Source organism: Neobacillus nitrireducens, assembly GCF_030915405.1.
Classification (GTDB): domain Bacteria; phylum Bacillota; class Bacilli; order Bacillales; family Cytobacillaceae; genus Neobacillus.
Genome location: NZ_CP133262.1, coordinates 4,413,560 through 4,426,919, shown reverse-complemented (window position 1 = coordinate 4,426,919; position 13,360 = coordinate 4,413,560). Strand labels below are relative to the sequence as shown.

Here is a 13,360-nt window from a genome sequence, read left to right as displayed (position 1 = left end):
ACCTCCCTATCCTCGATTATGCAAAAATTCTAGCAGGTCATTTTTATCTAAAGCATTAATAACAGATGACTTTTTAATCCAGCCCTTTTTGGCTGCTGAAATACCGATTTCCATATGCTTTAATGTATCCATTTTATGAGCATCCGTATTGATGAGAATTTTCACCCCTGCATCCTGAGCTCTTCGTAAATATTCAGATGCCAGGTCCAGACGGTTAGGATTCGCATTTAATTCTAATGCCGTATTGGTTTCTTTGGCGAGTTGGATAAGTAAATCAATATCAACATCATATCCTTCGCGGCGGCCGATTTTTCTGCCCGTTGGATGCGCAATTAAATCGACATGGGCATTCGTCAAAGCTGTTGTTAGCCGTTCCATAATTTTTTCCTTTGGCTGGGAAAAAGCAGAATGTATAGAGGCAATCACGAAATCCATGTCAGCAAGAAACTCGTCGTCATAGTCCAGTGTGCCATCGGGAAGAATATCCATCTCCACACCCGCTAGAATAAGAAAATCATCATACTTTGCATTTAATTTATTAATTTCTTCTCTTTGTTTTAACAGTCTTTCACGCGTAAGACCATTAGCCACCTTTAGATACTGTGAATGGTCCGTAATCGCCATATATTGATAACCTCTAGCCCGGCAAGCATCAGCCATCTGTTCGATCGAATGAGCACCATCGCTCCAAGTGGAATGCATGTGAAGATCGCCCTTAATATCTTGAATTTCAATTAATTCCTCTGCCTTAGTGAACGTTTCCACTTCCCTGCCGTCTTCTCTAATTTCCGGAGGAATGAAAGGCAGGTCGAAATGCTTGAAAAATTCTTCTTCCGAAGAGAAGGTGAGAATTTCCCCTGTCTCAACATTTTCCACGCCATACTCACTGATTTTTTCACCGCGTTCCTTCGCCAATTGCCGCATCCGGACATTATGTTCCTTCGATCCAGTAAAATGGTGCAAGGTTGTAATAAACTCTTCTGGTTTAACTAGACGGAAATCAACAGAAATATCATAATCATACTCAAAGACTAAGGAAACCTTTGTATCGCCTGCACCAATCACTTCTTTTATATTTGGAAGCTCTAATAGATGCGCGCGCACTTGTTCAGGTTGAGTTGTAGCGATGATAAAATCAAGGTCTTTGATCGTCTCTCTCATTCTGCGCAAACTACCCGCACGTGAAAACTGATGAATATCCGGTGTATCTCGAAGAGTTGCTTCCATCTGCTCAGCAATTGGAAGCATATACGCTAACGGCAATCGTTCCGGTCTAGAGCCGACATTGGCAATGGCACTAAGGATTTTCTCCTCTGTCTTCTTGCCAAAACCTGCGAGCGCTTGAACCTGTCCTGCTTCACAGGCTTTCTTTAAACTGGAAACATCCTCTATATGTAACTCTTTGTATAACTTAGCAATTTTCTTGCCGCCAAGTCCCGGGAGCTGCAGTAACGGAATGAGTCCTTTTGGCACTTCCTCCTTCAACTCTTTTAACACCGAAGAAGAACCTTCTTTTATGTATTCATCCATGACAGCGGCCGTACCTTTACCAATTCCTGAGATCGCGGTAAAGTCCTCAATCTCTGTTACAATACGTTCGTCTGCTTCCAAAGCAGTAGCTGCTTTACGAAAAGCAGAAACCTTGAATGGATTTTCCCCTTTTAACTCCATATAAATCGCAATCGTTTCTAGCAAACGAATGATTTCTTTTTTATTTATTTCCATTACATTATCCACCTACCTACTATTTAGCATTTTCATTTTATCCTACTTTAAGGCATGAACAGAAAAACTTCTCTGCTACAGAGAAGTTAAAGCAGTTGTATATTCAATCCACATGCTTTTTATCTGCTGTGAAAGGATAGGAGTGTGATTCACAATCGCGTTTGCCATGCTCGATTGATCTAAAGCGTTTTGTAAAAAGTCAATTGGCAAAAGGGCCGAAACATATAATAAAATAAAAATAACTAAGTAAATTTCAATGAAACCGAGCAGTCCCCCACCCAAAATATTCAACTGTTTAAGTATAGGCAAATGGGCAACAAAGTCGAGCATCGAACCAATAATTTGCAAGATCACTTTTACAGCAAAAAAGATGATCACAAAGGCGATTGCACGATAAAAAGCGGCCTCCATATTACTGCTGTCTGTCAGCAATTTTAAGCTTGTCACATTTCCGAAATTTGGATAAGGGATCCAGAGGGTTAGCTTAGGTGCCAACTGTTCGTAGTATGAATTTGCTGCGACATATGCAATAATAAAACCTATTAAATGAACAAGCTGCAGAATAAAGCCTCTTTTTAGGCCTACAAAGAAACCAATAATTAAAAAAATGATAATTGCTAAATCTAACATGTTTTCTTAGTCCTTTTCTTTTAGTAGTTCTGATTGAAGCCGCTCTAATTGGTCTTTTATTATCAGGTAGTCATTGACTGCATTTACGGCTGTTAATACGGCGAGTTTGCTTGCGTCTAGAATTGGATTCTTAGAACTGATTTCGCGCATTTTATTGTCAACTAATGAGGCCACATGCCGTATGTGACTTGGACTTTCCGACCCCATAATAACGTATGCTTGACCGTATATATCTACGGTTGTTCTATTTTTTTGATTATTCGACAATGTCCTGCCTCCATTCAAAGAATCCTACACTATATCATAACATGAACCGTTATCTATGGAAAAGTTAAAGCGTATTTTATATTTATTTAGAAATGTGGTGTTAGTAGTATGGGTAATATTGTATTGAATCTGGAAATGAATAAAATTATGGAAATGCGAAACTTTTACAAAAAAAACATATTAGATAAAAATATTCCCGGCAGTGTATTTGCGGCGAAAACGCCCGCCTGTATGATTACAGCCTATAAATCAGGCAAAGTATTATTTCAAGGAAACGATAGTGAAAAGGAGGCAAACAGATGGGGCAGAGCAAGTACAAGTGCCACCTCCAACAAACCGGCCTCTTCTTCAAAAGCGAAAGGTAACCTGCCAAACGGCATCGGTCTAATGTCTGCGATTGGTTCAGATGAAGTTGGGACAGGAGACTTTTTCGGCCCGATCACTGTCGTGGCTGCTTACGTGAGGAAGGAAAATATCCCTTTGTTAAAAGAATTAGGGGTCAGGGATTCGAAGGATTTGAATGATGACAAAATCATTGCGATCGCGAAGGTCATTAAAGATATTATTCCTTTCAGTTTAATGACGTTAAAAAATGAAAAATATAACCAAGTTCAACAGTCAGGCATGTCACAAGGAAAAATGAAGGCGATTTTACATAATCAAGCGATCTTAAATGTACTAGACAAGATTTCCCCTGAGAAGCCGGAAGCAATTCTCATTGACCAATTCGTTCAAGCAAGTACCTATTATCAACACTTAAAATCCCAAAAAGCGATTGCCAAGGAGAATGTTTATTTTAGTACGAAAGCGGAGGGTATTCATTTAGCGGTCGCTGCAGCAAGTATTCTCGCCCGCTACGCGTTTATCCAATATATCGATAAACTTAGCGATTCTGCTGGCTTTAAGATTCCAAAAGGTGCCGGGGCACAAGTGGATGTGGCGGCAGCAAAGTTAATTATGAGTAAAGGCCGCGACATTCTTCCATCATTCGTGAAGCTCCACTTTGCTAATACCGATAAAGCTATCGCATTAGTTAATAAAAAACGAAATTGAAATGTTTTTTGCGGTCGTTGCGAATAAATATATATAAACGGTGTATGGAGGGATAGTGGTGGCAAATAAACTTAGTGAAGCAGAAATACTTACAGCAGTTCGTGAATTAACAGGTTGGAAATTGGACGGGAAATTTATCGTAAAAAAGTACCGCTTCCGAGAATTTTTACAGGGCGTGGCGTTCGTGAATGTGATTGCCCAGCTTTCGGAAGAAAAAAACCATCATCCCTTCATTTCGATTGACTATAAATTAGTGACACTAAGACTCACCTCCTGGAATGCAGGCGGATTGACCGATTTAGATATCGCTTTAGCAAAAAAATACGATTTGATTTACGAGAAATATTAAGTGAAAAAAACAGAACACCTCCGCCAATGTTGGGAGGTGTTCTATTATATTTTAGCGGTGACCATTTGTATGGCCAATGTCATAGATAATTTCACCAATTCCCGAGGTAACATTACTTGTCTTCACGTTATTCATATTAGTGAACAAGTTCCGAATTTTCCTATGAATATCATCATCGGCGGTGACATAGACATTATAGCCTTGTTCATTTCTTGATATCACTTGTTTCACTTTATTTTCTACAGCATTACGATTTCCTTGAGTGTTTGCATCAATACCAACGACAATATCCATTCCTTGAACAATTGATGTTGCGCGGTCAACACCTGGTATTTTTTCAGCCGCTTCAGAGGCCCGTGCGGCCACTTGTTGTGCGGAGCGAATATCATTTCTAGTAGAGGTATGCTGAGTCCCTGAATAATCACCATTATAATTATGGTTATAAGGATTATCGGAACGTTGTCCAACCTGTGTTGTATTTATTCCATTTCCAGCGTTATTGACCTGTCCAGAATTCTCTCCGATTTGTGGTTGTGTTCCTTCATTTTGATTATTATTACAACCAGCAAGTCCTGTCAGTGCGATAAAAGTACAGATCATTAATTTTGCCCTCATCAAACACACTCCTTTTTAGGTATTGTGCGCTTTCCCAAAAAAGGTATGCATTTCGAATTCCATCGCACAGATGTAAGAAGTGAAAGTGGAAGTGCACTAAAGATCACGATTGCAAAACAAACAACTGTTTCATAAAAGGCCTCCTACTATGTACTGATCGTAAAAATCATTCAGAGTAAATTTACGGATTTCCCCCTCTTCTAAGTAAGCAACATGGGTGCAAATCTGACGGATTTCGTCCATATGATGGGAAGAAAACAGAATCGTTTTATCTTCCAATGATCTTAAAATCGTCAGAATCTCACTTCTCCCTTTCGGGTCTAATCCACTCGTTGGTTCATCCAAAATGAGGATGGAAGAATCAAAATACAACATGATACCTAATCCCAACCGTTGGAGCATTCCTTTTGAGTATCCTTTAATTAAATCGCTCCGATGGTCCCACAGCTTCACCTTTCTCAGCATTTCTTCCATTCTTTTTCCATCCATTGGACCATTTCCTAATGAGGCAAAAAAATTCATATTCTCCTCCCCTGTCATATGCGGGTAGAGAAGAAATTTTTCTGGAAGGTAGGCGACGTTTTTTTTCCACTCCTCTTTGTTATGCGGAATTCCGGAAAGCTTAATGATTCCCTTTTTTACAGGAATCAAATGGAGCATTGAATGGATTAAGGTGGACTTTCCTGCTCCGTTACTTCCAACAAGGGCACAAATTTCATTTTTTTCAATCATTAAATTGATATCCTTTAGGACTACTTTGTTTTGATAAGATTGGGATAATTCTTTTATCTCGATCATGAAATCCCCCCTCTTCTTCTTAGCCTTACCGCCAGCTCAAATGACAGAACCGACCAAACCATAAGAGTAATCCATAGTAAATACTTCGGCTGAAGCCACACCATTTTCTTCATAAGTCTTGACAAATGATCGAGTGGGTAAAGTCCTAAAGCTGTCTCCAGGTAAAAATGAAGAGTATGGAGTGGGTCTAGGAAATAAAAAACAGAAAAAGTGGTAATATTCTCCTCATCTACTAGTGGCAAGATATAAAGGAACAGTAAATCAAGAAGGAAAATAAAGAAGAACCACGTAAAAATATTGGCTCCTACTAGCTGCATTCGATTTTCGCAAATACTTCCCAACAATAAACCGATTTGATTAAAAATAAATAACAACGTGAAAAAGGTAAGCAAATAGACCCCAAAAGAAGAAACGTCGAATATAAACAGGAATTTCATCGGTATGGCCAGGGCAAAATACCAACATAAAAATACCAAGACGGTAATGAACTGGACCCCCATTGTTTTTTTTAGAAAAAAACTGCGATAGGATTCTTTTTTCGTCAAGATAATCATTAATGTCTTTTGTTCTTTTTCCTGTATGACAGCAAACGAAGAAATAAACAAACTTAAGAGTGGAATGAGAAACACATTCATTTCATATAAAGAAAGCAAATAGACTTCAAATCCTTGATCTGAAGGTAATGACTTCAACTGCCACAAAATAAAAACAGAAATAATCATGGCCATACTTAAGGCGAGCCAAAGACCTTTGCCACGGGATAATTCCTTCCACTCTTTCCAGATATATGTCAACGAATCCTTCTCCTCCTATTTACAAAAATGATTCCTAAAATAATCATAACCGGTATCAACATAAACCAAACTGCAGGGGGCCTAGTTCCTCGTTCACTCATCAACGGATAAGGGTCAGTAAAAACAGTTTCTTGTCTATGTAGAAATTGATTGATTTTTTCATAGATATGAATAGACGGGCTCGGTAAAAAGAGATAAACAAGCTCTTGGTCTTCCATTAACTTTGCAAGGGAAGATTTATACTTAACAGGAATATCTCCAATCATATCTTCATTCAAATCAAATAAGGCAAACGTTTCCCCCCATTCATTCCCTTTATGGTTTTCACTCCATTGGTTCTGCGCTTGCCCTCCAATCGTAATCACAGGAAGCGTATTGCGAAAAAAGCTATTCAAGGAAAATACTTGGCTGCTCGAGCTAGCCCAGAGCTCAACCCCGATGCGATTTTGCAGAAACTCATTGCTAATAATTCTGTTTTTCTGTGATAGATCAATATAAAGCCCGCGCTGATTGTGATAGAAATGATTGTCCTTCACTATATTTTCATCACTCGCTTGAAGCATTAAACCAAACGAGCGGCTGCCCTGTTGGTAAGAAAATTCATTTCCAATTAACTCAATACCCTTAGAATTCATAATCGCAGCTCCACCGACATTCTGGTGAAAATGATTATTGAAAAAATGATTGTGATCAGAATACATATAGTGTAATCCATAGCGTGTATGGCTAATATCTACTTTCTTGACCACATTATCATTTGAATAGGAAAAATAGATTCCATCACGAGAATCACGAATAACTGCATCAGTTAATCGATTTCGCTGGGAACGAATCAGTTGGATACCGTTCCCTTGACCGGCGACTTCCCCCCGCCCATTCCTGTAATGCATACTTTCGAAAGATCATTTTCATTAGATGAGCTAAAATAAATGCCGTGGAAGGAATCACTGATGGTCAAGTTCTTCAGTACATTTCGGTCAGATAGAACCTTAATCGCAGAATACTCTTCTACTGAATTCCTACTTTTACTGCTATGAGAGATTCGTAAGTTTTCCAATCGAGTGCCTATCGCAGGCTTTTGAATCAAGATGACATTCCCTGTCCCATCGCCTTTAATATTAGTTTTACCAGCGCCCTTAATGGCAATCGGTTTTGATATGGTCACATTCCCACTATAAGTCTTATTTTGCAGAAGAAGAGTCCCATGTGCAGGCGTTTGATCGACCAGATCTTGCAAGGAACGGTTTTCTGCAAAAAAGGTGTTCGGATGAATGGTTAGCAAAAAAAATATGATTCCTGCCATCCAATGCCATTTCTCCCTCATCTTTTTCGATCCCTCCATAATGGAAACAGTGTGCAGAAGAAAGCTGCACCCAGGAGAAATGAACCATAGGTGAAATAGCTTTCCGTCACAAAGTTGGCAAGTGTATTCTCCCCAATAACTGGAGGTACAAATGGATCCACTTCAATCGGAGCCGTTGGATCAAGGTCCGTTCCATAATTCCGCAGCCAGCGGTGGATGTCATAAATTCCGAATGCTCCACCCACAACAAAAAGCCCAATCAGACCGTAAAGCAGACTTTTTCGCCGCAAAAATGCAGTAATAAGCGTTAACAAGGCCAGAATACCGATAATATATGGAAGGAATTGGAGCTCTGGAAAGTTCTCCTCGCCAAAACCCTTCATGCCAATGTAATGATTTAATCCATTGACGATATCGATATCTCCCGCCATCTTATATGGATAAACAATGATATCCAAGCCTTCTGGATATTGTGGCGCATAGAATCTCATTCCCCACCATGGAAAGAAAATAGACGTAATGAGTAAAATAGCTGCTAAACACAGTGCAATAACAGAAGGAATGGAAAGAGTTTTGGACACTTAATGCTCCTTTCTGGTAAAAAGAAAAAAGGGCAACGAGGCCCCTCCTTCTTTTATCCTTTGGGTTGGACTAATAAATACCCATTCATTTCCTGATGTAAAGCAGAACAGAAATTTGTGCAGTATAAAGGATAGGTACCCGCCTTATTCGCTGTAAATTCAATTGTCTGAGTCTGTCCCGGCTGGACTTCCATGTTCAAATCGTAGGAGTTAATTCCAAAGCCGTGGGTAATATCCTGATCAAGATCGATATTAGTTAAATGAATGACGACTTTATCTCCTTCTTTAACATTGATAACATCTTTTCGAGCAGCCTTCGCATCAAATATGAATTTGGAACGTAATGCAACCCCGTATACTTCGACAACATTCCCTTTTCTTGTAATTCGAGTGTCCTTTTGATTCCAGACGCTGTCTGGACGCTTTTCATCCTTATCGTATACGACAATCGGCTTGATTTTGTCCGCCTTTATCATCTGTGCATAATGTGGTTCAGGGTCGACAGGAGCTGATTGGATAATTTCCATCTTTTTACCGCTAAGATCAATTAATTGCATCGATTCTGGATGGGAAGGACCAACAGAAAGATAAGTATCCTTAGCAATTTTATTAAGCGCAATAATATATTTACCGTCCGGACTGACGGTATCGCCCTCCGCTGCAGACGCATGACCAGGTGAATATTGGACCGGTACGCGGTCAACTGTTTCGCCGGTCTTGATATTCCATTTGACAATCTCAGACGAAATAAACATCGTCGTATAAGCAAACCCATCGCCATCGAATTGTGTATGCAGGGGTCCGAGTGCGTTTTCTGGATTTACTTCCCTTTCCATGACGGATGCATAATCCAAAACTGGAATTCCTTCCTGCTCACCTGCAAACTTTTTATCTTTGATGGCTTTAAATGCTTTTTCAAAAGAGAACACTGTCATTGCCGGCGCTAGTTTTCCAGATGCAATGAAACGGGTTCCATCAGGAGTTACATCGACCCCGTGGGGTGACTTTGCCGTTGGTACAAGATAAATGGCTCCTTTATGCTTTGATGGATCGAGCATTTTCATTCCATTGACCATGTCATACTTTCCATCCGCAACCATCTTCTCAAGTTCTTTCCAGTTAAAAAGAACTACATAATCACGGTCTTTCTGTGAGGCATTAATTTCCTCCTCTGTGGTTGCTTCTTCTGTATTATAGGTTGTCATGACTGCCCAATCTTTTGAAATCTTTTTGCCGGCATCCGATAAATCAAATGACCAAGGGGGCAGAGCAACCTGATAAGCAACACTCAGCTTTTGTTTTTTCTCATCAAATGTAACCGCAGACATTACTCCTTTAAATTTTGTCTTATAGTCATCCAAAGAGGCAAATTTATGTCCAAATGGAACAGCAAACCTGGTCGGTAAAAACATATATTCTGTATTCTGAGTCACAAAAGCGGCACAATGTGGGCCACCTGTATTTGGAACCTCCAAAATATCCTTAACCGTAAATGTCTTTAGATCCATAACAGCCGCACGATTATTCCCTACGTCTGTCGCAAATAAATACTTTCCATCATACTCTCCGCCCTTTTCCGATAAGGCAGGATGATGGAGATCGCCCCAACTGTACTTTCCCAGCATTTTTTTTGAATGCTTATCCCAGCCATAACCTGTCGCTGAATCATGTGAAAAAACTGGTATTGTACGAATATGGCGCATTGAGGGAACACCAAAAATAAACATTTGCCCGGAGTGACCACCAGAGGCAAATAAATAATATTCATCCTTCTGCCCAAAAGGGACATATACCTTTTGGGCATTGGTGGCAGTTCCCGCTTGATTAGTATTTTTATTATCGTTGAAATCCGCAAATATCACAGTCGATGCCAATGCTCCCAATACTAATCCCGAAATGGCTGCAATCAATTTTTTCATAAAAATCCCTCCAAAATCATGGTTTCTTCTCTGATGCGGCTTTTAGGGCTGCTAGAACCGCTGCTCTTTCATCATCCGTCAGCGGTTTATCTCCTAGCACACCTGACATGACTGCAGAAGTTGGTTTTTTGAGAAACTCTTCGATTGGCACACCATGCTTTCCTTCAACATTTACATAGGCCTGAGATAAATCCGGACCCGTCGACCCACCTTGGATATTTAGTGCAGAAATACTATGGCAGGAAACGCAGCCGCGCTGAATAAAAATCCTGCCTTCTTTAGCGGTTGAATCACCCTGTTGTTTTTCTATCGCATCTTTTTTGACAACTTGATCAGTTTTTTCTGCCGGTTCAGCAGGTGCTGCTTTTTCCTTAGCATTAAAAATTAAGTAACCTCCACCAAAAGCGACCCCAAAACAAATAAGAAAAATAGCAATATATTTCCCCATATGCCCTCTCCTTTCTAACATAGTAATAATATTTTTTTTAGTTTTACCTGGTAGATTTTTATTATTCCTAAATATTAGAAGTGAATCAAAATGGCGCTCAGGCTTACCTCCTGGAATGCAGGAAGACTAGCATATTTGAATATCCCATTAGCCAAAACTATGACTCCCTCTATGAAAAAAAATAAATTTTAAAGAGGTTACAGCAGTCTGCAACCTCTTTTCTGTGACTTCTTTTAAAAAACTTTATAATTGCAAAATTTCCATATCAGACCAGGGAACCTTTGCCCATCGTAATTTCACTTTTTTATTTTATCAGCGCAAAATTGAATTTTATCAGCGATAAATTCAATATATCAGCGAACCGTAAATTCCACATTAGAAAAAGGAAAAAAGCCAGCTCGAATTCAATCTTCGAACTAGCTTCTTTTAGTTAACCTCTTAAAACAGCGCCTGCTTGTTCTTCTAATGCCGCGAGTACTCGGTTATGGACCTTCGTTACCTCTTCATCCGTCAACGTACGTACCGGATCAACATATTTCAAAGAAAAAGCAATCGACTTCTTGCCTGGTTCCATCTTATCACCCTCATATAAATCAAACACATGTACCTCTTTAAGAAGCGGTGCACCATTTGTTAAGATGATTTCCTTTAGGGTGCCTGACACCGTTTCTTTGTTTACCACAAGGGCAATGTCTCTAGTAATCGATGGGAAGCGCGGAATGGCTTCATATTGTAATGCTGGTGTTTCTGCTTCAAGTACAGCTTTTAATGAAAGTTCAAATACGTAAGTATCTTTCAAATCCAAGTCTTTTTGAACTGTTGGGTGGACTTGACCGATAAAGCCGATTTTCTCATCATTTAAGAAAATTTCTGCTGTACGGCCCGGGTGCAGACGGTCTACTTGTGCCTGAACGAATTGAACCTGTTCGAAGAGGCCAAGTTTAGCAAACATTCCTTCTAAAATTCCTTTAACAACGTAGAAGTCGACGGCTTTCTTCTCTCCTTGCCAAGAATGACTTTCCCAAAGGCCAGTAATGGCTGCAGCTAAATGTTCTTTTTCCACTGGAAGAGAGTCTGTCCCGTTCGCTAAGAATACAGCACCTGTTTCATATACACCTAAGCTATCGTTTTGGCGGGCACTATTGTATTTTAATACTTCCAAAAGCTGTGGCATGATGCTCAAACGAAGGATACTGCGCTCTTCACTCATTGGCATGGAAAGACGAATGGTATCACGCTTTTCTAGTGCAAATTGTGCTGCCTTTTCCTCGCTTGTGAGTGAATACGTTACAGCTTGATATAAGCCTGCACCCTCAAGGTATTGACGAACCACACGGCGTTTCTTCTGGTACTCATTCAAACCGCCCGGGGTTGTCGAACCGATTGGAAGTGTTTTTGGAATATTATCGTAACCGTAAAGGCGGGCTACTTCTTCCAGTAAATCTTCTTCGATCTTAATATCGCCGCGGCGAGTCGGTGCCGTTACGGTAATTGTATCTTCCTCAATGCTTACCCCAAATTGAAGACGATCAAAGATTTCTTTCACGTCCTTCATTACAAGCTCTGTACCAAGTACACGATTGATTTTTTCTAAAGTAATCGAAACTACTGCTGGTTCAACTGTTAGTGTGTCCGCCTCAGCCGAACCTTCTAATACTTCTCCGCCAGCGTATTTTGCCATCAGATAGGCTGCGCGCTCTCCTGCTGCACGAACACGATTCGGATCGACACCTTTCTCAAACCGAGCGCTTGCTTCACTTCTTAGGCCATGGTCTTTTGATGCCTTTCTAACAGTTGCTCCATTAAAGTAAGCAGATTCAAGCAAAACAGTTGTTGTGTCTGAAGTTACTTCAGAATTTGCTCCTCCCATTACACCAGCAAGGGCAACAGGCACCGTTCCATTTGTAATAACCAGATGTTCAGATGTAAGTGTACGTTCCGCATCATCAAGCGTAATAAATTTCTCGCCATCTGCTGCACGGCGGACAAGGATTTCTTTTGACCCTAAGCGATCATAATCAAATGCATGAAGCGGCTGTCCGTATTCAAGAAGAATATAGTTGGTAATATCGACCACATTATTGTGTGGACGAATTCCCGCAGACATTAAGCGTGTTTGCATCCAGAGCGGTGATGGTCCGATCTTTACGTTTTTAATGACTTTTGCCACATACAACGGGTTATCTTCTTTAGCTTCGACTGTGATTTTTACATAATCAGATGCTTTTTCTGTTGAAGCTTGCAGGTTCGTTTCTGGAAGTTTCACGTTTCTTCCAAGAATCGCCGCCACTTCATAAGCAACCCCTAGCATGCTTAAGCAATCTGAGCGGTTTGGAGTTAAGCTTAGTTCTAGAATCTCATCATTTCTATTTAACATTGCAATAGCATCGACGCCGACTTCAGCATCTGCCGGGAAAACAAAGATTCCCTCTGAATATTCTTTCGGCACCACTTTTCCTTCGATCCCTAACTCAGTGAGCGAACAAATCATTCCATTTGATTCTTCACCGCGAAGTTTCGCACGTTTAATTTTAAAATTACCAGGAAGGACAGCACCTACAGTTGCCACCGCAACCTTTTGACCTTGCGCCACATTTGGGGCACCGCAAATAATTTGAACCGGTTGTTCCCCGCCCACATCCACAAGGCATTTGCTCAATTTATCCGCATTCGGGTGCTGTTCGCGTTCAAGGACATGCCCAACAACGACGCCTTGAATGCCGTGGTTAAGAACTTCTACTCCCTCAACCTCAATACCACTTTTAGTAATTTTTTCTGCTAATTCAGCTGCAGTTACTCCAGTTAAATCAATATAGTCTTGAAGCCATTTATATGAAACGAACATGTCGTCATCCTCCTTTAGTTATCTTTAATCAAC

General features: G+C 40.3%; 14 protein-coding genes. 2 read left to right on the top strand and 12 right to left on the bottom strand.

Annotated features, from left to right (window positions below):
• Window positions 1-6: 6 nt before the first annotated feature.
• The 3 genes from polX to zapA form a co-directional block, all read right to left on the bottom strand.
• Window positions 7-1,725 carry a DNA polymerase/3'-5' exonuclease PolX gene (gene polX, locus RCG22_RS21515; protein WP_308104633.1) on the bottom strand — a complete coding sequence of 573 codons (1,719 nt, stop codon included), beginning with the start codon at window positions 1,723-1,725 and terminating at the stop codon, window positions 7-9.
• 75 nt (window positions 1,726-1,800) lie between these two features.
• Window positions 1,801-2,355, bottom strand: a complete 555-nt coding sequence (locus RCG22_RS21510) for a CvpA family protein (RefSeq protein WP_308104632.1) — start codon at window positions 2,353-2,355, stop codon at window positions 1,801-1,803.
• A gap of 6 nt (window positions 2,356-2,361) precedes the next feature.
• Window positions 2,362-2,622 carry a cell division protein ZapA gene (gene zapA, locus RCG22_RS21505; protein WP_098259727.1) on the bottom strand — a complete coding sequence of 87 codons (261 nt, stop codon included), beginning with the start codon at window positions 2,620-2,622 and terminating at the stop codon, window positions 2,362-2,364.
• Between the two features lie 108 nt (window positions 2,623-2,730).
• Between zapA and rnhC the strand changes: the two genes are divergently transcribed.
• Both rnhC and RCG22_RS21495 read left to right on the top strand, forming a co-directional pair.
• Window positions 2,731-3,675, top strand: a complete 945-nt coding sequence (gene rnhC / locus RCG22_RS21500) for a ribonuclease HIII (RefSeq protein WP_308104631.1) — start codon at window positions 2,731-2,733, stop codon at window positions 3,673-3,675.
• Window positions 3,676-3,733: 58 nt separating this feature from the next.
• The gene (locus RCG22_RS21495; RefSeq protein ID WP_308104630.1) at window positions 3,734-4,024 is read left to right on the top strand and encodes a 4a-hydroxytetrahydrobiopterin dehydratase; all 291 of its coding nucleotides are present in this window, start codon (window positions 3,734-3,736) and stop codon (window positions 4,022-4,024) included.
• Window positions 4,025-4,075: 51 nt separating this feature from the next.
• Here RCG22_RS21495 and RCG22_RS21490 read toward each other — a convergent pair whose 3' ends face one another.
• The 9 genes from RCG22_RS21490 to pheT all read right to left on the bottom strand — a co-directional run bounded on the left by RCG22_RS21490 (window position 4,076) and on the right by pheT (window position 13,327).
• Window positions 4,076-4,639 (bottom strand): YhcN/YlaJ family sporulation lipoprotein, encoded by a 564-nt coding sequence (locus tag RCG22_RS21490; RefSeq protein ID WP_308104629.1) that lies wholly within the window; start codon window positions 4,637-4,639, stop codon window positions 4,076-4,078.
• A 129-nt stretch (window positions 4,640-4,768) separates the two neighbouring features.
• Entirely contained in the window at window positions 4,769-5,437 is a 669-nt protein-coding gene (locus RCG22_RS21485; protein WP_308104628.1) for an ABC transporter ATP-binding protein, read from the bottom strand.
• The gene (locus tag RCG22_RS21480; protein WP_308104627.1) at window positions 5,434-6,231 is read right to left on the bottom strand and encodes an ABC transporter permease subunit; all 798 of its coding nucleotides are present in this window, start codon (window positions 6,229-6,231) and stop codon (window positions 5,434-5,436) included. The genes RCG22_RS21485 and RCG22_RS21480 overlap by 4 nt, the downstream gene beginning before the upstream one ends.
• Entirely contained in the window at window positions 6,228-7,121 is an 894-nt protein-coding gene (locus tag RCG22_RS21475; protein WP_308104626.1) for a NosD domain-containing protein, read from the bottom strand. Before RCG22_RS21475 ends, RCG22_RS21480 begins: the two co-directional genes overlap by 4 nt.
• The gene (locus RCG22_RS21470) at window positions 7,064-7,555 is read right to left on the bottom strand and encodes a right-handed parallel beta-helix repeat-containing protein (protein WP_308104625.1); all 492 of its coding nucleotides are present in this window, start codon (window positions 7,553-7,555) and stop codon (window positions 7,064-7,066) included. Before RCG22_RS21470 ends, RCG22_RS21475 begins: the two co-directional genes overlap by 58 nt.
• A complete protein-coding gene (locus RCG22_RS21465) occupies window positions 7,552-8,115 on the bottom strand; it encodes a hypothetical protein (protein ID WP_308104624.1) in 564 nt (187 codons plus the stop codon). The genes RCG22_RS21470 and RCG22_RS21465 overlap by 4 nt, the downstream gene beginning before the upstream one ends.
• 53 nt (window positions 8,116-8,168) lie before the next feature.
• On the bottom strand, window positions 8,169-10,034 hold the full coding sequence (gene nosZ, locus RCG22_RS21460) for a Sec-dependent nitrous-oxide reductase (protein WP_308104622.1): 1,866 nt from the start codon (window positions 10,032-10,034) through the stop codon (window positions 8,169-8,171).
• A gap of 16 nt (window positions 10,035-10,050) precedes the next feature.
• A complete protein-coding gene (locus RCG22_RS21455; RefSeq protein ID WP_308104621.1) occupies window positions 10,051-10,482 on the bottom strand; it encodes a cytochrome C in 432 nt (143 codons plus the stop codon).
• A gap of 430 nt (window positions 10,483-10,912) precedes the next feature.
• On the bottom strand, window positions 10,913-13,327 hold the full coding sequence (gene pheT, locus RCG22_RS21450; RefSeq protein WP_308104620.1) for a phenylalanine--tRNA ligase subunit beta: 2,415 nt from the start codon (window positions 13,325-13,327) through the stop codon (window positions 10,913-10,915).
• Between the last annotated feature and the right edge of the window lie 33 nt (window positions 13,328-13,360).

What these genes read in the sequence shown, in the direction of transcription:
- rnhC (WP_308104631.1), top strand. Translation starts at nt 2,731, where the DNA reads ATGGGTAATATTGTATTGAATCTGGAAATGAATAAAATTATGGAAATG.
- pheT (WP_308104620.1), bottom strand. Translation starts at nt 13,327, where the DNA reads ATGTTCGTTTCATATAAATGGCTTCAAGACTATATTGATTTAACTGGA.
- nosZ (WP_308104622.1), bottom strand. Translation starts at nt 10,034, where the DNA reads ATGAAAAAATTGATTGCAGCCATTTCGGGATTAGTATTGGGAGCATTG.
- polX (WP_308104633.1), bottom strand. Translation starts at nt 1,725, where the DNA reads ATGGAAATAAATAAAAAAGAAATCATTCGTTTGCTAGAAACGATTGCG.
- RCG22_RS21455 (WP_308104621.1), bottom strand. Translation starts at nt 10,482, where the DNA reads ATGGGGAAATATATTGCTATTTTTCTTATTTGTTTTGGGGTCGCTTTT.
- RCG22_RS21470 (WP_308104625.1), bottom strand. Translation starts at nt 7,555, where the DNA reads ATGAGGGAGAAATGGCATTGGATGGCAGGAATCATATTTTTTTTGCTA.
- RCG22_RS21490 (WP_308104629.1), bottom strand. Translation starts at nt 4,639, where the DNA reads ATGAGGGCAAAATTAATGATCTGTACTTTTATCGCACTGACAGGACTT.
- RCG22_RS21485 (WP_308104628.1), bottom strand. Translation starts at nt 5,437, where the DNA reads ATGATCGAGATAAAAGAATTATCCCAATCTTATCAAAACAAAGTAGTC.
- RCG22_RS21510 (WP_308104632.1), bottom strand. Translation starts at nt 2,355, where the DNA reads ATGTTAGATTTAGCAATTATCATTTTTTTAATTATTGGTTTCTTTGTA.
- RCG22_RS21475 (WP_308104626.1), bottom strand. Translation starts at nt 7,121, where the DNA reads ATGCATTACAGGAATGGGCGGGGGGAAGTCGCCGGTCAAGGGAACGGT.